Genomic DNA, 20,978 nt, shown 5'->3' with positions numbered 1-20,978 from the left:
GACCCAGGGCATACCAGACCGGAGCAGGTCGAAGTCTGACGCACCATCCTTCGGTGGTGGCGCGGGCGACGCACCTGAACCGCCCCGAGCGCCCACGGCGCGAGTGGGTGAACTTACTGCAACGCGTCCGCCGTCGGTGCCGCCACGCGCTCGCACCACACACAGGCCATCACCAAAGTCCGTGCACCTGTGACGAACAGGCAAGAAGCCAGGCCCCGGCATAGTAGGGAGCTGGACGTCGCGCGCAGGCCAGCAAAGGCCCAGCACCACAGTGAAGTTCGCCCGACTTTCGCTAGCGCTACTCATTTTCTTCACGTTTCATCCGCAAGAAGAGCATCCCCCTCTACACTTCCCCATCACGGCTGGCGCCAGGGGCTGCGCCACGCTTCAGGTAGCGCGGGGGACACCATGCGGGCAGACAACGACGTCCAGATCGATCTGCTTGACTTCAACCTCCTAGCCGACGAGTTGATAGTTGGCCCAACCGAGCCAAAGCCGCGGCCCCTCACGGTCGGAGTCTTGGATGACTCGGGTGAGGTGACTCCGGTTTCGTGGGCTCCCTGGCTGCGCCGAGTTCTGTGGTGTAGACGGCCACCACCGATCCCGGAACCGGATCAATGCGGAGATCGGTGACCCGTCGGCCTCCACACCGGCTCAAGCCGCCGCAAAGTCACGACTACCGCTGATCAGGATCGAACTGGCACCACTTCTTTTGACGTAACACTCCCACAACAGAGGGTTACGACCACACAATAGTCAAGTTCAGGAAGGCTATGCCGATTCGGGCCCTTAGCTCCATCGGGCATGCCAGTACACCGAGGACGGTCCATGGGCAGAGCCAGCAGCCGTAGAGCGTCGACCGCTGCAGCCCCCTTGATCCAAATCGTTGCGGCGTCCCCTCGGGGGATCACCGTCGACGGGCTAATGGCAACCGCCCGGGACCGCTTCACGCGTGTGCCACCCCAGCGCCTAGCGATGCTTCTTCAACAGGCCCTGTCTGCAGGACAGTTGTACGAGCAGGGCGGTCTGCTGTTCACCGGAGAGGGCGGAGGCCACCAGGCGCCGGAGACCTGCGACGGAGATCCCGATGTCCGGAGCAGCGTGCGTGCCGTCACCATCGATGTCGAGAGCGTGGTACGCACGACGGCCACGGCCCCCTACGTGGACCGTCGGATCTTCCAGATCGGTGCCGTTCGGATGGGCACAGACGCGGCCTGGGTGGCGGAACAACCACGAATGGAGGTCTTTCTGTCCCTGCCCGGTGACGACTGGGTCATCCGGGACGACGGGCTCCGGGAACGGCAGCAGGCCCTGGCGTCAGATCCTCGCGCCGCGCTGGAGCGAGTGCGCGAGTTCTGTGCCGACACAGATGTGCTCGTCGCACATAACGGCACCTTGGCGGACTTTCCTGTCCTCGACGAGGCCTGCGAACGGGAGGAGTTGCCGCCGATCCCAGGCGATCGTGTTGACTCGCTCTACTTGGCACATTGCCTGTGGCCTCTCGCCCGCAGCCATCGGCTCGCAGCACTGGCCGACATCTGCGGAGTCGATCGTTCGGGGCTTCGGTGGCACGATGCGGCGGACGACGCGGAGTTGCTGACCCGTCTCCTGGGCCGGGCCGCCGACGGACTCGCCAGTTGGCCCCCGGATCTTCGCGCCCTTGTCGCAGATGCATGCCCTGACTCGCCCGCCTGGAACCTGCTCCACGGCCTGGCGCGCGGCGCTGCAGGACCAGCAGGGACGGTCGGCGAGCGGAACGCCTGGGACCGACACGCCCTCTCCACTGCGCTCGCGGGTTGGTTGAAGGACCACGCGCCGCGACGCAGCGGGCCGCCCGCCGCCGCACCCGGCCGGACGCCGCTCTTCGTGCCCGAGCAGTTACGCCTTGAGGGTCGGGTCGATCCAGGGGAACTGGCCAAGGTGGTCCATGGGGCCGAGGCATGCCCGCGCCCTGCACAGCAGCAGATGACCGCAGGACTGCACGCTTGGGCCGACGCCGGTGCCTCCGCCCTGGTCGAGGCGCCGACTGGCACGGGCAAGAGCTTCGCGGTGCTGGCTGCCGCGATGGACTGGCTCGGTGGCGGGCCTGACCGCAGCGTCGTCATAGCCACATACACCAAGCAACTGCAGAGTCAAATCGCCCGGGACGTCGACACTCTCAACCTCGTCATGCCCGGCCTCCTCCAGGCCGCCGATCTGGTCAAGGGCAAGGCGAACCGGCTCTCCCTGCGCGCCCTGGCCACGGCCCTGTCCGACGCGACCGACCTCGACACGGACAGGGACGACCGTGCCCACTCACAGTTCGTCGAACACCTGAAGTTCCGCGAACTGGCGGTCTTTCTTCTGGTGCGGCTGATCGCGGCTCCCGCCGCCCCCGACGCGTGGACCGCTCGGTCGGTGGACTCCGTCGACGTGCCCGCTTACCTGGACGCATACTGCGGGCCGGTGCTCTCCTTGTGGCTTCAGTCGCTCTCCCAGGCAGGCGGCGACTATGCCTCCACAGCGGCCACGCCTCTGGCGGCGCACACGAACAGCCTGCGCGAGGCAATCGCCTCTCACCGGCTGATCCTGGGCAATCACGCGGTGCTACTGGCACACCTGGACGACCTGCGCGCCCTTCCGGGGGAGACGATGCTGATCGTCGACGAGGCGCATCTGCTGGAGGATGCCGCCACCTCCGCTCTGACTGCGTCTCTCGACTACGGCGCAGTGGAGCAGTTCGCCGCCTCCTGCCGCACCTGGCTGAAGAACGCCGCTGCCGGGCCGGCCCGGGACCGGGTGGCTCATGCGGTCGCGGAACTGGAGACACTCCTCGATCATGAGTCCCTCCCGCGTGCCGCCAGCCGCGCGTTCGACGTGCTGGGCGGGCAGGATGCGTCTGTCATCGGTTCGCGCGCCGTCACGCTGGCCAGCCCGTACGGCGGCGGCACGGGACTTGCGCAGGTCCGGACTCTGACGATGTTGGTTCGCCGACTGTCATCCGTGTGCCTGCGGTTGGAGCGCGCACTGGCCAGCTTCGCACAGGCTCACGCTGCCTCGCTTGATTTCTTCTCGCTCGATGCGCTCGGCGCGATGCAGACCCAAGCGACCGAGGTGCGTGAGACGGCCGATGTGCTGCTGTCGGACACCCAGGAGATCCTCGGGGCCCTCTCGCCTGGGGGCTCACCTTCCGGCAGCCGTCCGGCAGCAGCAGAGGAGCCCGACGACGATGCAGGTGACGCAGCGGATGAGCACGATGGACCCGACGGCGACGAAGATGATGCCGACACTCGGCAGGACAGCCTGCTTCCCCCGCCGATGCCCAACCGCATCGTGTACGCCGAGGAACTCGCCATTCCGCTCGCCGGGCTGCGCCACTACCGCTTCCGTATGTCCTCTAGCCCGGTTGAGCTTCCCGGTGACGCCCAGTGGAGGCGATTCCTAGGTTCCTTCCCCCGCACGTACTACGTGTCGGCGACGCTTCGCGTGGCCGGTGCCTGGGACTTCGTTATGGGGCGATTGGGCCTGGCCGGACTTCCGACGATGTGCGTCGAGACACCGTTCGATCTGCGTCGGCAGGCGGAGCTGGTCTGTTTCTCGGACTTCCCGTCCTGGGCTGAGCAGCAGGAAGGAGCCATGCGGACCGCGGCTCATCAGCTCGCCGGATATGCCAAGGAGTTGGCGCGTCCGGCGGTCGCCCGTACGGGCACGGACGGCGGTGCTCTAGTCCTGACCACCGCACGGTCCACCGCGGCCGGCATCGCGGAATTCCTGACCGAAGAGCTACATCGGCGCAGTGATCCCACGCCGGTTGTGAACGCGCTCGTGCTGGGCAACTCTCGAGCATTCGAGCAGTTCACCGATCCCGGTGACGGAGGCGGATTCCTGGTCGGTACCAAGGGCCTCTGGCAAGGCGTGGACGTCTCGGACGAGCGGCGGCTGCGGCTGGTGTGGATCAACAAGCTGCCCTTCGCACCGTTCGCAGCACCGCTGGTGGAGGCCCGGCGTGCCGCCGTACGCGCGCGGGCGGAAGCCGCAGGCCTTGAGGATCCAGACGCCTACGCGACCGAGCATTACTACATTCCGCTCGCGGCCCTGCAGCTGCGGCAAGCGGTGGGACGTCTGATCCGCTCCGAGCGTCATACGGGCATGATCGTGATCAGCGACCGCAAGCTGGCAGGGCACACGGCACTGCGCCGTGCTTATCGCCGGGCCTTCTTGGGGAGCCTCGACGAAGGCCTGCTCCGCACCGACCCGCGAACCGGGGAGCCGGGGGCGGGCAACGTCGTCACCATGGCCCAGGGGTGGGCGAGAATCTGGAGCTTCTTCGCACGTCAGGGTCTGCTGTCTCCCCAGCGGGCGAAGGAGCTCTCCGAGCCCGACGCACTCCAGCGGCACACCTTGCTGCCGCAGACCCTGCGGATCAGGCAGCTGGAGCTCTCGGCCACGGACGTCGAGAAACTCTCGGCCGACAATCGGTTGGAAGATGAGGTTCTTCGGCGGGCGTCGGAGGTCGCCGGGCTGCTGCGGCTGATGGACGATCCGAGGCAGTTCCGGCTCAAGGCCGCCCAACGCGCCGTCATCGAGGCGGTAGCCCAGGGGCGCAACGTGCTCGGCCTTCTCCCGACCGGGTACGGCAAGAGCTTCACCTTCCAGCTTCCCGCCTTGGTCCTGCCCGGCATCACCCTCGTCGTCAGCCCGCTCGTGGCCTTGATGCAGGACCAGGCACTGGAGCTCAACCGCTCCATCGGCGGCGCCGTCCGGGCGCTGATCGCACCGCTGCGGGAGTCCAGCAGCAGAGCGGGAAAGACGGAGGTCGCGGACCAACTACTCAACCGTGCGGCCCACGGGATCAAGATCGTATACGTCAGCCCGGAACGGCTGTGCCAGCGCAGGTTCCGGGAACTGATACGTACCGCAGCCGCTGAGGGCACGGTCAGCCGCATCGTGCTGGACGAAGCGCACACCATGGTCCAGTGGGACGATTTCCGTCCCAGCATGCAGCGGGTCGAGCAGTTCCTCCGGGAGCTTCGACACGCGTACGCGCTGCCGGTGACCGCGCTGACCGCCACTGCCAACCACACCGTCCACGCAGGGTTGCGCATCGGTGTCTTCGAGGCTCCCGAGAACCCGCCGTCGGAAGGCAGCGAGGCCGCACGCAGGGAAACCGCGAGACCGGTGACCGAGGGCGGGCTGGTGACGGTGCGAGAGAATCCCATCCGCCCGGAACTGGCCGTGTTCCGGCGTTCCCTCAAGCAGTCGAGTCCCGCCGTGGTGGCCGGCCTCGCCCGGCACGTACTGGAGGCTTCGACGGGACATGCGGTCTTCTACTGCCTCACGGTCAAGGAAGTGGTGGCTCTTCATGCCTACCTCCAGGAGTACCTGGGCGACTCCTCGGTCCGGATTCGCCGCTTCCACGGTCGGCTGACGCAGGCCGAGAAGTCGGCGGTGATGACGGAGTTCCGCGAGGCGCCGCGCCTCGGTGAGGAAGGCTTCGCGCCTCTGGTCGTCGTCGCTACCTCCGCCTTCGGGCTGGGCATCGACCGCGCTGATGTACGTACCGTGTTTTGTGTGTCGGCCCCGACCGACCTGGCCTCGCTCTACCAGCAATTGGGGCGAGCGGGCCGCGACGTCGCAGGGAGCGGTCCGGCCGTGGATACTGCGGCCCCCGCCAACACCGCTCTGGCGCTGCTGACCACCAAGGGGCTGCGCACGGTCGCCTTCATGACCGGGCAGGACCTGCACCCTGGGCTTCTCCGGCGCATGGGGCGGGCCGTACTCGCCTGTGACACCGTGCTGGATGCCCGAGACATCGGTGACCGGCTGATCGGCGAGGATGTGCGGTCGGGCAGGATCAGCGAGCAAGAGGCACGATCGGCACATGTGACGGATACATACGTGGCCGGTGTGATGCGCGCCTTCAGCCAGTTGTCGCGCCTGGGTACGGTCACCGACCACGGCGACTTCCCGCCGCTGTGCAAGGTCCGGCAGGGCGAGCTGAGACCCGAGGACGACGAGGAACCGATCATTGTCGACGTGCTCGCGGCGGTGACCAGCCTTCCGGAACGTGAACCGGCAACGCCCGGGATGGCCCGGTCCCGGCTCGACGTCACGGCGTTGGACCGTCGGCTGACCGCCCAGGTGTCTGGATACCGGGGGCTGTCCGAAGGCCCTGCAGGCACCTGGCAGTTGCTCAGCGATCTGCACGATCGCGGGCTGCTGGACGTCTCCGCCGCGCCCAGCCGTCACTGGGTGAGCGGCATAGACGTGCTCAGTCCCGATTTGCCGCCACACTTTCTGGCGGCTCTATCCGGAAAGGCCCAGCGCGCCGCCGTGGAGATCGCCCGGCTGCGAGACTTCTTCGACGACTCCGCCACATGCGCGCATCGGAAGTTCGCCGACTACTTCGGGGTCACCGAGTTGCCCGAGTCCTGCTGCACGACCGCGGCGAACCGCTGCGGCGCATGCTGGGGCAGGCCCGACTGGCCGATCGGTGAGACCATGCCAGCACCCGCGAATGCCCTGCTCACGCCCAAGCCCCGCCCCATCGACAGCGCCGCCCAGCCGGAGTCACGGCGGAAACGTCTGGACGAGCAGGTCTACCGGCTCATCTGGACAGTGCCACGCGGGGTCCATGTGCGCAGCGTCTGGCGGGCGCTCCGCGGCGAGGACAGCTCGTACTCGCCGAAGCTGGGCCGACGAGTCCGGCTTCCCCAGGGGCTTGTCGGCAGCCGGTACTTCGGCGCGCATGCCGACGTCCCACTGCGCGCGGTGGAAGAAAGCATCGAGCGGCTGGCGGGGACCGGGCGTCTTGCCTCCGTGGGCGGACTGTGGCGCGCTGTGCCACCTCGTGGCACGGGGTCGGGTACCGCTCGGGAAGGGGGAACAGCATGACGGTCTCGGTCCACACCGCAGCGGGTCGCGCGTGGCGGCCGTACGACGACGATCCGCTGATCACCAGGGACATGGTCACTGGCCTTGATGCCTGCGACCTCGGGACGCGAGAGCGACTGCTGTGCTACTTGGAGGCTGTCGTCGCGCACCGCGCCGCGCCTGTGCACACGGGCGCGGCCTTCAACGCCGTGTATTTCGGTTACCACGTCGATGCCGGTGGCTACGTCGGCGGCCCGCTGGACATCGGGGACTTCCCATCGGTGGCGGTCGGCGACAGGGTCGAGGCACTGCCTGTTGGCGCGATGATCAACATCCGTTCGGGTGGGGATCTGCTGCCCGCGGAGATCGTCTACAAAGAAGGGGCACATCCCGATCTCGGCGCGTACGGGGAGACCCCGGGCTGGCTCTCCGGGGCGCCCTCCGGTGCCCGAGGGCCCGCTCTACTCGCCCCCGATGAGGCCCCCGTACTCCGGGAACGGCTGGTCTTCGACACCTCCGCATTCGGACAGGGGGTGGCGCCGACCAAGGAGCGGCTCCAGCGGCTGCGGCGCCAAGGCAGGACCGACGAGTTCGGGCACCTGATCGTTGAGTCCATGTACGGCTTTGCAGACGCCGACCTGAGCGACGCTGACTACTACGCGACCTACCTGGTCACCCGCGGCCGAGCGCAGATCACCAGTGCCTTGGCACCGACTCCACTCCCGACACTGGTCGCTCCGGGGAGCGGGGACGATGAGCTGCTGGCGGCCGTCAGAGGGCTGATGGGCACCGTGCGACAAGCTCTGACGGCGCTCGACACGGTGCGGATGTGGGGAGAATACGCCTTCACCCGGGCCTCGATGGCCCAGCGGCTGGAGGACACCGGTCCACTGGGGCGCAGCGATCTCGTCTGGCTGGCCGAGTCGACGTCACAGCATGCCGTTCCCCGGGCCGGACGCCGGATCGGAGTCGCACCGCCCAGACCGGTCTACACCGCAATCGGCCCCGCTCTGCGTTCGCACAGGGAGTGGCAGGAGAAGATCCGCGGCATCGACTACCCATTGGCTGCCTGCCATGCCAACTCCGTGCTGGCCGACTACGCGCAGCGCGAGGGCAATGAGATGACCGGTCTGCTGCCGTCGGGAGTCCGGCTTAGCCTGGACGACCGCTGGCAGGGAGGCGGCGTGTGGCGCGCCGAGTTCGCGAAAGGCGACGTGAACACGGAGTCCGCTCACAGCCCTGTGGACGAGCCAGCCGGCCGAGGCTGGGCGGAGAGTTTTCCGCACCAACTGCCCCCTCAGGCTTTCCGGCCCTCCGCCTCCAAGGCACAGCCGCCTTCCATGCTGCAGGGCGATGCCGCAAGGGAGACCGAAACCGATCCGGGTAGCGTCGCAGACGCACGCTCGGGGACTCCTGAAGGTGCGTCCTCCGAGCATGCTGTGCCGACGGGCAAAGACGCGAACGTCACGAGCACATCAGGCTCGATCAGGGTCGGGGAACCAGCGAGCGGAGACGAAGAGGCGGAGCTCCAGCTGCTGTGGCCCGACGACGGCGATCTCGGCTCCCCCATCCAACCGGTGGCGAACGACAGCCAGATCGAGTGGGCTCAGCCACTGCGGTTGTTCCATGTGCTCGAGGATTGCTTTCCACTCCCCGGCCATGTAGCCGACGAACTCCTTCCTTCCGGTGCTCCGGCTGGACCCGTGAGGGTCATGCTCCATCACGCGGGACACGAGCTACCATCCGAGCAGATGTGCCATGACACACGCGTCACCGTGGAAGGGCAAGGAACGCGGCTCGACGGTATCGAATGGCCTCTGGACCTGTTTCCCGGGATCTGGCTCACGTTCACCTGGCAGCGCGGGAGCAGTGTGATCCACGCGCGGACGACTCTGCTGCCGCAGCCGGTAACCGTCGACGGTGACCTGATCGAGCACCGTTACGACCCGAGGGTGCTCACCCGTGAAGGATCCCACGGTCTGTCCGTCGGCACCGAACCGACCTGCGAGCCCGCTCCCGCCCGACAGCTCATGGCGGCGATCCGCAGGCTCGGTCTGCTCGACCGCTTCGGCTGCGCACTGTTGCCCCGGACGGATGTGCCTGCAGCCATCCGTGCGGTCACGGGCGACGACCACATCGAGGCCTCCTGCATCGAGACAGCCCTCACCGAGCTGCTCACCGCCGAGCGTCTGACGGTCACGTGGGGCAGCCGCGGCAGCGACGGCCGTACGTATTACCCACCCCGACCGGGCGAGCCGACCGTGGAACTCGTCTGCTATCGGCCGCATCGCGTCGATGCCATGGACGGTTCACCCGCTGGCGCACCGCACCAGCCCACGTCGGCTGCGCCGGACCAGCCGGTCCAGGAGCACAATGTGTCCGGTTTCCTCCGCCGCATCGGGCATCTCGGAAAAAAGGCGAGCGAGGAGCAACGTGCCCGCTATCGCGAAGATCACCAAAGGTTCCGGTTGAGCGGGCCTGCCGAATTGCCGCCGGAATTCACCTACATCCGCCCGCACAAGCGGAGCCGCTGACTCTCTGGTTCCAGTGGCCCCTCCGCACGAACGATCTACCTCGTTGGAGTCCGTATGAGTCATCCTCGCCCATCCCGCTCTGCTTCAAGCGGGAAGAGCGACACCCCTCACCCGGTCGATCTCGGAACCCTGGACCAGGGGGACGTGTCTCCGGAACTGCTGGCAGCCCTCGAGGAGCTGTCCGCTGCGCTGACCGCCACCCAGGCCGCACGTCCCTCCCCCATGGCCGACGCACTGCTCCGGCTCACCGAGGCGGACGTGGAACACTCGCTCAACTCCACGCCCGTGCCGCGGAGACGCCATCTGCTCGGTACGCTCCGCATTCCCATTGACGGAACCAGGGTCAACCGAGCCCTGTGCCACGACGTCCTGGCACGTATCCAGCGCGATCCGGAAGCGCCCCGGGCCCATAATGCAGCTCGGCATCTGACCCTGCCCGTCTTCGACGACATGGCCCGGGCCGGCTTCCGTCACGCCGCTGGTGTGCCGGACGATTCCGCCCGGCCCCTCACCCATCGTTGGAGCCCTGCCCTCCTCAGACTGACCACATGGTCGCACCTGACGGCGAGTCCCGGCGACGCGCCCCTGTGGACATGGTCGCTGCAGCAGCCATGGCTGACAGAGACAGGGGTTCCAGTCCAAGAGGTGCTGGAAGCCGCACAACGGGTCGTGGATCTCGCAGCGCACACAACCGACGAACGCGAGGAAGACATACACACCGTGCCTGAGGACGTGACCGGTCCCACCGATGCCGCCCCGGTGCCGCTCCCCTCGACTCCACCGGACGCGGACCAGTTGGAGGCCGCGATGGCGCACATCACGGAGGCACTGAACGACGCCGCCGAGCCGGCTCGTCGTACCGCAGCCGCCATCACCGCTCAGGCCCGCCCGTCCACCACTGATCTGAACATGCTGCGCGAAGTGGCCGAAGCCTTCGACGCCGCAGCACAGAGCCTGAAAGAACACGGGGTGGTACCCGCTACAGCCGACCTGCCCCATTTCCAGCAGGAGACCGCCGCGCTGCTGGGCCGTTTGTCCACCGAGCCATTGCGGAGACGACTCGCCAAGGTGGCACATCTGGCCTGCAGAAGGGACGATCCGGCGCTCGCCCAGGACCTGGCGACTGCCCAGGAGCGGGCACGTGCCATTAGCGAAACCGCCGGCTGGGATGCCATACACCAGGTAGATGCCGATGCTCTCGACGTGCTGCTCACCATGGTGGAACTGCACGCCGACGAACAGGACCGCAACGAGATCCTCGCTCTCCTCCCCGCCGCGGTGAGGAGCCGGTGTGTGGCCTACCTGGCTGGCCACTACACCGAACTCTTGCTACGCCCCACCGCCGGAGAGACCGCTATGGCCGCCCCACAACAGGCGGAACCCGTATCATCCGCGCCGCCCCCCGCAGCCTGTGCGGCGGACTCGCGTGCGATAAGTGCTGCCACGCCGTCCGAACCCGGGCGGAAGGTCGTACAGCAGGGGATTGTCGGTCAGGAGGACAACGGACAGTCAGCCGCCGAGCCGGACGAGGCGGCAGCGAGCACGGTCGATGCGCCCTCTCCGATCCCCGAGCCTCGGGGGACGGCCGAGCAGCCTGCCGTATCCGAATCCGTAGTCCCGGTCTTGGCTAAGGAATCCGGTGCACAGAAGGTGGAACTGAAGCCAGCCCCGGTAAAGTCCTCCTCGACGCTCACGACGAGCACCCCGGCTGCTCGCACGGCTCCCTCGTCCCCGCCGCGGTCCAAGCCCGCCGGGCAAACGACCGAGGAGTGGCGATCGGAGGCGCGCCGGTCCCTCGCCAAGCTCATCTCAACCGAGCGATACGGCCTCGCTGCTTCCCTTGCCGCCCATCTCGGCGAACCACCGCGTCGGATCATCGCGCTGCAACTTGCCGCCTGCGCCGACGCGGTGCGCTCGGCGAGCAGCGAGAGCCTCAATGATATCCGCACCCTGCTCGCGGGCCCCGACTTCGACGAGCTGATGACGAGCCGTCCCGATGCCGCCCTCACCACCGCAGCGCTCTTGCGTACCGTATTGGTGACGGGCGACCCCGAGGTGGGCGCCTCCCTCAGCCGAGTTGCGAACGGTCTGTCTCCCAGCCTGGCCCGCATCGCTGACGCGGTGGCTCAGCCCGCCCTGAAGTCCCTTCTCCTGCACTCTCCGCCCCTTGCGCTGGCACGAGACAGGGCAGAGCTCGAGCGAGCACTGGAAGATGCCCGGGACGAGTGCAGGCGAGCACTCGAACGGGTACCCACCATCCGTTTCCCGCGGGGACAGAAGATCGTCCGCCACTGGTGGGACCCGGAGAAAGGCCTTATCGGTTCGCTGCTGCGGCAGGCGGCGAACGCCGACAGGAATGGCCTCGACGCGCTCGCACAGACGGTGTGCGAGCTCCGCGATCCTGCGGTCATCCAGTCCAAGCTGGACAGAGCAGACCAGGAGTTCATGACCCCCGGCGCCCGCACCCGCCTGGAGGGACCGGCCCGCCATGACCTGCTGCGCCATACGGCGGAACGCCTGGCCCTGGTGGACAAGTGGGTCCGGCAGGTACAGCAACTCAACGCACGGGACACGGACTGGAGCGCCGACCAGGTGCGGGAGATGCGCACCGTTGTTCTCAGACTCCGTGAAGATGCCCTTAGCGATATGAGAGAACAGACGTTGACGGCGGGCATGCTGGCGGCCGCCGCGATGGGTGCCACAGTGACATCACTGTCCAGGACCTTCGCCCTGCTGTCGGGCGAAGTGCGGCTCGATGACACCGAGTTGACTACCGAACTCGCCCTGAGAGCAGAACTCTTGAAGATTCTCGGCACCGTGATCCACGAAGCGGGGAACGTACAGCCACCCGCGGAAGTGTCCGCCCGTGAGCTGGCGGAGGCGAGCCATCGCTCCTGGGAGGAGGCGGTGCGCGCCCAGACATCCTGCGAACTCTTCGCCACGGCGCAGAAGCTCCTCGACCTGTGGGCAAAACGGCAGCTCCCGCATCTGGGCCACCAGGCCGTGCCGCCGGAAGAGCTCTACTCCCACGTCCAGGAAGCCGGCAAGCGTGTCGCCCGCGAGCTGCACGAAACACGCGAACGGCTCGAAGAGAACCTGCGTCACGCCCGTGTGGACGGTGCTCTGACCGAGGACGAGGAGCGTCTCTTCGAGCGCAGGCTCCAGGACGCCGATCCCAAGCCCGACGCTGACCTCGCCACTGTGCGACGAGAACTGGAAGTCCTCTCCAGCGAACTGAACCGGGCGCACGCCGGCCACGCCGCCAAGCTGCGCACCCGGCTCAGCGACATCGACGGACTCCCAGCCGAGGACCGCCAGCGCGTAGAACAACTGATCGACAGCGGTGATCTACTCACTGCCGAAGAGCTGATCTCCCATCTGGTGAACGGCGAGAGCATCCCGGACATCCAGGCGTCCGACCAGAGCTTCGCCACCTTCTTCCCGGACGTCCCGAACGCCATGGCCGACACGGGAATTTCCGGCGAGCTGATCGATGCCGTCCGGCAGCGGAAGCGCTATCTGGATCTGGAAGCCCTCGACTACTCGTCTCTGTCACCCGAGATCGCGGAGCAGACCGCACAAGCCCTCGCCGGCTGGGGGAACCTGGCTGCCCGGAAGGGCGGTCAGCGCACTCAGGGGGTCCGCGAGAGTGAGCTGTTGATGCCTGCCCTCCGCCTGATCGGTTACAGCAGCAAGAGAGTTCCGCAGCGGATCGACACACCGCGCTCCGGCAGCTACCGCTTTCTCGACGTGCCCGCAGTCGAGTACACGGGGTCGGCCCTGGTGCCCGCGTTCGGGTCGGGACTGCGCGGCAGCATCCGTGTAATGCTGGTATGGGACCGGCCCTCGTCCGAGACACTGATGTCCTGGATTCAGCAGGATCCGAACGACGACAGTCTGCTCGTCGCGTACCTCGGCACACTGTCAGTACGCGACCGCAGGGCCCTCGCAGCGCAGTGCGCCACCGGACGACGCGCCCTTGTTGTGCTGGACGATGCTGCTCTGGCCCATCTGGCCGCTTGCGGCAATCAGCGCCTAGACTCCGCCATGCGCGTCCTGCTGCCCTTCTCCGCGATCAATCCGTACGTCATGGGCAAACGCGCTCCAGTGGCCGAGGAGATGTTCTTCGGCCGCCGCGAGGAACTCGCCGAGGTCCAGGGCTCCACCGGGGATCAGGTGGTATTCGGAGGCCGAGGTCTTGGCAAGTCGGCCCTGCTGAAGGCCGCCGGGCGGAAATACGAGGCGCAGCTTCCCGGTTCGCGACTCAGCCTGCTCCTCGCTCTGGACTCGACCTTCACCGGCACCAACGCACCGCCCTCCATCGTCTGGGACCGGATCGGACGTCGCCTTCTGGAACATGAGGCGCTCGCTCTGCCCCGACGACTCAAAGCAGGCCCCGTGCTCACGCGCCAACAGGTCCTGGACGGCATCAAGGCGTGGCTGCGTGAGGACCCGAAAAGGGGACTGCTGATCATGCTTGACGAGGCCGACGGTTTCTTCGAGTCCGACTCCCCCCAGTTCACCGAGACCCGGCACCTGCGAGACCTGGGCGCCGAAACAGAGGGCCGGGTCAAGGTTGTCTTCGCAGGGCTTCACTCAGTGCAGCGCTACGCGAAGATCGCCGTGAACAGCCCATTCGGCCATCTCTCCCAGAACCCCATGGTGATCGGGCCGCTGCATCCGCAGGACGCGGTCAACCTGCTCGTCAAGCCGCTCGAAGTGCTGGGCTACCAGTTCGAAGAGCCCGCGCTCGTGCACCGCATCCTCGGCCACTGCTCATACCAGCCGTTCCTGCTCCAGATGTTCGGAAACCGATTGGTGCAGACCATGCACAGCAAGCGGAGCGGTAAAACGTCCGGGCCGCCCTACATCATCGAGCGGGTCGATGTGGAGGCTGTCCAGTCAGACAAGGACCTCCGGGTCAGCATCACCGAGGCTTTCCATGACACGTTGCGGCTCGACCTGCGCTATAACGTGATCGCGAACGTGGTCGCCCATCATGCGCATCACTATGGCCTGGACTCCCGGCTCAGCCAGGTGCAACTGCGGGAGGAGTGCTCGTACTGGTGGGCGGAGGGCTTCGACAACCTGGACACGGACCAGTTCCGCGCTTATCTGTCGGAAATGAAAGGGCTCGGCGTTCTCGCGCCCGATCCCGACCACCGCGGCTGGCACCTGCGCAGCGCCAACGCGCTCAGCATGATCGGCAATCTCGGGATGGTGGAGGCCGAGCTGGCACAGGCATCGAGCCGGAAGGTGGCCGAACACTTCAGCAAGTTCGAGGCACGTCATCCCTCACGCAACGGTCACTCGCATTCTCCTCTCACCGCCGATCAGATCGCGGATGTTCTGCCTGGCCATGGCAACCAGGCTCGTTTGATCATCGGATCGATCGCCACCGGAATCGACCGAGTCGGCGCAGCCCTCCGGGACGTTGCCGAGACCACCGGCTGGGACATGCCGCAAGTGTCGAAGCGGTCCGACTTCGACCGCCAGCTCGTCGAAGGCAAGCCGGGTCAAAAGCGCGTCGTCGTGTCGAATCTGACAGTGAAGGATCCCAGTGAGGACGCCTGCAAGGAGACGTTGGAGAGCGCTGTCCACCGTACTCCGACCACGGCCGGTGTCACGCGATCAGCGGTGGTCGTCGCGGGCCCTGGCCAGCAGTGCATCTGGTCTCTCGCCTTCGGCGCTGGTGACCAGGACGGCACCGGGTTCGAGGTGCTGCCCCTGCGCCGATTCACATCAGACGGACTGCGTGCCTGGGCTCAGGAAAAGGAGGAGTTCACCTCTGACGCCCAGTTGGAGCGGCTGCGGGATGCCACTGGCGGCTGGCCCTTGCTGGTCGACCGGCTCTCCACCGCAATCGCTGAGGGACGCCGCGAAGACGACGCGCTGCGCCACTCAGTGGCGGGTCTGGAGGATGCCGACGGCGCGAGGGAATTCCTGAGGCAGGCTGGATTGACCCCACAGACTCCGCAGTGGGACGCCTACCGCGCGGTTCTGGAGTTCATGACGGCTGATGGAATGACAACCGACGATCTTCGGGCAGCCGTCGAAGCCGGAACGGACAGCGAGCCGGTGGATGTGGCCGAGGCGCTCGGCATTCTGCGCGCCCTCCAGGTCTTCGACTCAGATTCGGCGGGCAAGTACCGCCTCGAGCCCGTTTTGCGCGCGAGTTGGAACAGAGCTCACTCTTCTTGACCAGGGACGCTGGGAGTGCGGCTACGCAACAAGGAAAGCGGCAGACCGCACTCCCAACTGCCCGGCAGCTCCCGGCCCCGAGGCAGCAGCGGGAAGCCGACCCAAACAGACAATGGCTCCAAGCAAGCTATTCGACCTGGTCGGAACACACAGCAAAGACAGACGGAGTCGGTCTGCAGGCCGGGTACTCACCCTCGCAGGCTGCCGTTACGACTTGCACGTACCAGGGGGACCAACTGTCTCGACCGGTCCGCGCCGATCCGCAGTTCTTTACGCAATGACTCGGCCGAGACCGGGCGCTGATGCAGTTGGCGGTGTCGGGCATCCACTCGTCGGGCACGCTCCAGCAGCGGATCACAGTGAACCCGATCACGGTCGACATCGCCTTCGCTGTACTCCTCACCGCCGAGTTCCGCCTTTACCTGGACCTCAGGGCGGTGCGCCAACAACTCCACCGACAGCAGCAGCGCGACCGGCGGCCACCCGGCAACCAGGACCGGCTTCCACGCCAGCGATGGCGCAGCCGCGATATTGGCCGCCAGGGACACCACGATCCCCAGCAGAAATGCCAGCCACACCGCATATCGCGCCCGGCGCCCACCACGCCCCGCCGGCGTCAGCAAGCCGACCGTCGCCAGCAGCAACAACCCGTCCACCGACAGCGGCCAGAAGGACGCGCGACCTCATCCGCGCCGCCTGGCGGGCGAAGTCCCGCTGATGGATGTACGAGGCGCAACCATCTGCATGTGGCCCCGCCGGGGGCTCGAACCTGCGCAGTCCCGTCGGATGGGCGCCGCGTTCGCAGAGTTGCCCTATGCCATGGCGGCTGCAGCATCAGCAATACGGAAGGTGCCTCTCCAGTTCCGGCGAGGTCCCGACACAACTCGCTCGGGAGCCGTCAGTTCTGTTCGCTCACCGGGTCACGATGCTTGTCAGTACCGTTACTCTCGCTTCGACTCGCCCGCACAAGTGTGGCCAACCTCCTCGACCGACTCGAACCGACACGCAGTTCCTTGCGCAAGGTCTCGGCCGAGACAGGGCGATGATGCAGACGCCGATGCCTGGCATCGATCGTCCGAGCCTGAGCGAGCAACGGATCGTCACCGTTCAGATCACCACCGTCCACTCGTTCCGGCCCGGGCTCTTCAATCAATTGATCGATCGGGCGGTGTGCCAGAAGCTCCACCGACAGCAGCAGCGCGACCGGTGGCCACCCGGCGACCAGTACCGGCTTCCACTCCAGAGTCGGCGCAGCCGCGACGTTCGCTGCCAGGGAGACCGCGATCCCCAGCAGAAACGCCGACCACACAGCACCCCGCGCACGACGTGTACGGGGTCCCGCCTGCTTCAGCAGACCGACTGTGGCCAAGAGCAGGAGGCCATCGACAGACAGCGGCCACAGCGAAGCGCTGACCTCATCTGCCCCGCCCTGAAGGGCGAACTCTCGCTGGTGCACGTACGAGGCATAGGCCGCTACCCCTGCAACGACCAAAGCGCACAACGGCCGGATCCACGCATCCGGTTCGAAGCCCCGACTCCCGGCAGTTCCTTCCCGGACCTCGGTGTGAGTGCTGTCAGTGCTCATCGGACGCACCGCCCAGCACCTCGCCCCAGTGCACAACGCGTGCACACTTCGACGGGAACTCCCGGGAACTCGCAGGTAGAAGCGGCAGTGGCCGGATCTGCAAACGAGCCCCGACCAGAGCATCAGTGCAGGTCAGAGCGCAGCGGACAGACAAGTCAGGCTGTACGTCAGGAACATGGGCAGGGCCTTTGAGGCTCGGTGGACAGATGTGCCGCCGTGCGCGCGAAGGCCCCCAGGAGGGTGATCCTGGGGGCCTTCAGGACGACGGTCACACCTTCGCACAACGGGCCCGACCGGCGCCTTCGTTTATTCCCACGGTTCTACGGCAGCTGTGACTGCACCTGGGAGGAGATGAGCTCCAGGTGGTCGAGGTCGGAGAGGTCGAGGAGCTGGAGGTAGATCCGGCGGGAGCCGATCTCGGCGTAGCGGCCGATCTTGTCGACGACCTCGGCCGGGGAGCCGGCCAGGCCGTTGGTCTTGAGCTCGTCCACCTCGCGGCCGATGGCGGCGGCCCGGCGGGCGACCTCCGCGTCGTCCTTGCCGACGCAGACCACCAGGGTGCTGGAGTACGTCAGGTCGTCGGGGCCACGACCGGCCGCCTCAGCGGCGGCCCGGACCCGGCCGAACTGGCGCTCGCTGTCCTCGATGCTTCCAAAGGGCATGTTGAACTCATCCGCGTACTGACCTGCGAGGCGTGGGGTGCGGCTGGCGCCGTGGCCGCCGATGAGCACCGGGATCTTCGCCTGCGCGGGCTTGGGCAGCGCGGGCGAGTCGGTGAGGTCGTAGTAGGTGCCGTGGAAGTCGAAGGTCTTGCCGATGTCGGTGGCCCACAGGCCGGTGACGATGGCGAGCTGCTCCTCCAGGCGCGCGAACTTCTCCTTCGGGAAGGGGATGCCGTACGCCTTGTGCTCCTCCTCGAACCAGCCCGCGCCGAGGCCGAGTTCGATACGGCCGCCCGACATCTGGTCGACCTGCGCGACCTGGATGGCGAGCACGCCGGGCAGGCGGAAGGTGCCCGCGGTCATAAGGGTGCCGAGGCGGATGCGCTTGGTCTCGCGGGCGAGTCCGGCGAGGGTGATCCAGGCGTCGGTGGGGCCGGGGAGGCCGTCCACGGAGCCCATGCTCACGTAGTGGTCGGACCGGAAAAACGCGTCGAATCCAAGGTCCTCGGTGGCCTTCGCCACGGTGAGCAAGGTGTCGTAGGTGGCCCCCTGCTGGGGCTCGGTGAAGATGCGAAGATCCATACCTCCATCCTGCACACTCATGTGGGGGTCAACCCCATCGGTCCCACCGGTCCCGCCGGGCCACGGTCGGGTGAAAGTCGTCAACGGCGTGCCCGGGGGCGGGCCCGGGCCAGTGACCCGGTTCGGTGATGGTCGTTGGCTCGGGCGGAGCCGGACCGCCCGGCTCCCCGCCGAGGAGGCCGTCATGTCGGAAGAATCCGTGCCGCAGCAGGGCTTGACCGGGGGCGCCGCCGGTCAGCCGAAGGGGGTGCTGCAGCAGATGGAGGAGCTGATGGCGGCGCTGAACGCGGATCTGAACGCCCTGGACGCGGAGCTCCAGTCGGCCGGGGGGCCGGGGCGGGGCGCGAGTGCGACGGCGGGGGTCGTGGAGGACGGCGACTGAGACGCCGGGGTCAGCCCGCTGCCCTCTCCTCCCCCTGTAACAGCTCGTCCCTGTCCCGGTCCGCCAGTCTTCGGAGCATCTCCAGGACGCGGTCGCGGGACTCGTCGGCCGCGTCGATGGCCTCCATGCACTGCCAGTACGTGCCCTCGTCGTCCGCCGCGCTCGCCAGGCCGACGAGGGCGATGCCGACCTCGCCGAGCAGACCGCCGAGGTACATCAGCGCCTGGCGGGCGTCGCCCAGTTCGCTGAGCTGGGCCGCGCGCAGGTCCTTGGTGTCGAGTACGGGGGTGTCCAGCACCCCGCAGCCCCGGCCTGCGAGTTCGGTCAGACCCAGCGCCTCGCCGCGCAGTTCGGGTGGGCCGAAGACCGCGAGCCGGCTGCCTATCGCCTGGGCCAGCGCCTGCGCCTGCCACACCTCGGTCATGATCTCCGGCGCGCGGTCGCTCCCCGCCAGGGCGCGCCTGCTCGTCACGATGAGCCGCACCGCGTCCATGCGCTGCCCCCGTCTGCTCCGACGCGCCCCTGGCACGTCCGCCCGAACTCCGTTGTCCACTACCCAGAGTGAGGGTGCGTGAGACGAAAAGCCAGAGGAAGACGGAAATCTGTGGACAACAAATCGGTTTCAGGGAGTTGAATCACTACCGAGAGTGAAAGCGGATTGATCAACTCCTGCCCGCGCGAAGGCGCTACGGCGCCGGGAACCGCCGTTCGTTCCGGTCGATCTTCGCGTCCAGGGCCGCCAGGGGGTCGATGCCGAGCACCTCGCACAGTTGCAGCAGATAGGCCAGCACATCGGCGACCTCGTCCGTGACGCGGTGCGCGGTGTCGGGGTCGGACATCACTCGGGCCGACTCCTCGGGCGTCAACCACTGGAAGATCTCGACCAGTTCGGAGGCCTCCACGCTGAGCGCGGCGACGAGGTTCTTGGGGGTGTGGTACGGCTGCCAGTTGCGGGCGGTCGCGAACTCGGCCAGCCTGCGCTGGAGCTTCGCCACGTCGAGGGGTTCTGTCACGGGTTCAGGTGTACCACCGTGACTCCGGGCGTCCCGCAGGTCCAGGCCGCGTCGCTGACCGTACCGACGAGGCGGATGTGGCCGCGCTCGCACATCCGCGCCGCGAGCCCCAGAAGTTCGGTGCGCTGCCGTGGGTCCAGGGCGCGTTCGAGGCCGTCCGTCAGCACGGTGAGCGTCCGCATGGCCGGGGGCACCTCGCCGGGCGCGTCCAGCTCCAGCACGCCGGGGCCGGTGAGCAGGACCAGGGCGAGCGCGAGATAGCGCAGTTCGCCGTCGCCGAGGCGGGCGAAGTCGGTGCGGGTGCCGTCGCCCCGGTCCAGTACGCCCCGTACGGTGCCGTCGCCGAGCGGTTCGGCCAGGACGTCCATGACGGGACCGAGGCATCCGGCGCGTACCGCGGCGACCAGTTGCTGATGGCGGCGGGCGCACTCGACGCGGGTGCGCCACAGGACGTCGGGGAGGTTGTCGCAGCCGCCGAGGAGGCGTCCCGAGCCGGTCGGGACGGGGACGCGCATCCACTCCGGGTGCGGATCGCAGGGGAAGACCGAGCGCAGGGCGACGACCATCTGCTCGGCGGCGGCGAGGACCCGGCGCTGTCCGTCGGTCTTGCCGGCCACGCGCAGGGGCAGCAGCGCGGTGCCGAGGAGGTCGTCGGGGAGCGGTGCGCGGGTCACCGGCGCGGATCCGGCGGTGTGCCAGGCGGCCTGGACGGCACGCCGGCCGGGATCACGCAGGGCGGTCTCCAGCAGGGTCACCCCGTCCGCCGTCAGACGCTCGCCGACGATACGCAGTTCGGGTTCGGCCTGTACGGCGATGTCGAGCCGGACCGGCCCCTCGGGACCGTCGGCGGTGCAGCCGATGCGGAAGCCCCGGCGCCGCTGGGCGTCGGGCCGGGCCCCCTCGGGCACGCAGGCGACCGGGTCCGGGAACACGTCCGAGAGCTCGGCGCCCCCACCGAGCCGGGCCAGCGCCTCGTACGCCCGCAGCGCACTCGTCTTCCCGCACCCACTGGGCCCGGCGAGCAGCGTGAACGCCCCGAACGGTACCCCGACCCGCCGATGCCCGGCGAACGCGGAGAGCCGCAGCTCGGTGATGCGGGGCCGATCGGGGTGACCCCGGCCGGGCCCGGGCACACGGGAGGACTCCGGTGACGCGGCGGGCGCGGGT

10 protein-coding genes are annotated in these 20,978 nt (G+C 67.8%); 4 read left to right on the top strand and 6 right to left on the bottom strand.

Translation table 11 applies throughout. The features are described 5' to 3' along the window. Positions 1–975: 975 nt before the first annotated feature. The 3 genes from H4N64_RS41620 to H4N64_RS41610 all read left to right on the top strand — a co-directional run bounded on the left by H4N64_RS41620 (position 976) and on the right by H4N64_RS41610 (position 15,587). Positions 976–6,873 (top strand): DEAD/DEAH box helicase, encoded by a 5,898-nt coding sequence (locus tag H4N64_RS41620; protein WP_186287829.1) that lies wholly within the window; start codon positions 976–978, stop codon positions 6,871–6,873. Next, positions 6,870–9,386, top strand: coding sequence for a hypothetical protein (locus H4N64_RS41615; protein WP_186287828.1), 2,517 nt, complete (start codon positions 6,870–6,872; stop codon positions 9,384–9,386). The genes H4N64_RS41620 and H4N64_RS41615 overlap by 4 nt, the downstream gene beginning before the upstream one ends. A gap of 144 nt (positions 9,387–9,530) precedes the next feature. Next, a complete protein-coding gene (locus tag H4N64_RS41610) occupies positions 9,531–15,587 on the top strand; it encodes a hypothetical protein (RefSeq protein ID WP_336246952.1) in 6,057 nt (2,018 codons plus the stop codon). A gap of 188 nt (positions 15,588–15,775) precedes the next feature. Here the strand turns inward: H4N64_RS41610 and H4N64_RS41605 are convergent, their stop codons facing one another. The 3 genes from H4N64_RS41605 to H4N64_RS41595 form a co-directional block, all read right to left on the bottom strand. Further along, positions 15,776–16,231: a hypothetical protein gene (locus tag H4N64_RS41605; RefSeq protein ID WP_186287827.1), complete on the bottom strand. Its 456-nt coding sequence runs from the start codon at positions 16,229–16,231 to the stop codon at positions 15,776–15,778. Positions 16,232–16,485: 254 nt separating this feature from the next. Further along, on the bottom strand, positions 16,486–17,172 hold the full coding sequence (locus tag H4N64_RS41600) for a DUF2637 domain-containing protein (RefSeq protein ID WP_186287826.1): 687 nt from the start codon (positions 17,170–17,172) through the stop codon (positions 16,486–16,488). Positions 17,173–17,492: 320 nt separating this feature from the next. Next, positions 17,493–18,416, bottom strand: a complete 924-nt coding sequence (locus tag H4N64_RS41595) for an LLM class F420-dependent oxidoreductase (protein WP_186287825.1) — start codon at positions 18,414–18,416, stop codon at positions 17,493–17,495. 184 nt (positions 18,417–18,600) lie between these two features. On the opposite strand from H4N64_RS41595, the gene H4N64_RS41590 reads away from it, so the two are divergent. Further along, entirely contained in the window at positions 18,601–18,798 is a 198-nt protein-coding gene (locus tag H4N64_RS41590) for a hypothetical protein (RefSeq protein WP_186287824.1), read from the top strand. A gap of 10 nt (positions 18,799–18,808) precedes the next feature. Here H4N64_RS41590 and H4N64_RS41585 read toward each other — a convergent pair whose 3' ends face one another. From H4N64_RS41585 to H4N64_RS41575, 3 genes are all read right to left on the bottom strand, one after another. Further along, complete coding sequence (locus tag H4N64_RS41585; protein ID WP_186287823.1) at positions 18,809–19,291, bottom strand: DUF6099 family protein; 483 nt, start codon at positions 19,289–19,291, stop codon at positions 18,809–18,811. Positions 19,292–19,484: 193 nt separating this feature from the next. Further along, a complete protein-coding gene (locus tag H4N64_RS41580; protein ID WP_186287822.1) occupies positions 19,485–19,811 on the bottom strand; it encodes a MazG-like family protein in 327 nt (108 codons plus the stop codon). Continuing rightward, a complete protein-coding gene (locus H4N64_RS41575; protein ID WP_186287821.1) occupies positions 19,808–20,944 on the bottom strand; it encodes an AAA family ATPase in 1,137 nt (378 codons plus the stop codon). Before H4N64_RS41575 ends, H4N64_RS41580 begins: the two co-directional genes overlap by 4 nt. Positions 20,945–20,978: the final 34 nt, after the last annotated feature.

Source organism: Streptomyces cupreus, from assembly GCF_014257025.1.
Classification (GTDB): domain Bacteria; phylum Actinomycetota; class Actinomycetes; order Streptomycetales; family Streptomycetaceae; genus Streptomyces; species Streptomyces cupreus.
The sequence above is the reverse complement of the archived record's forward strand: the minus strand, read 5'-3'. Positions and strand labels throughout refer to the sequence as shown.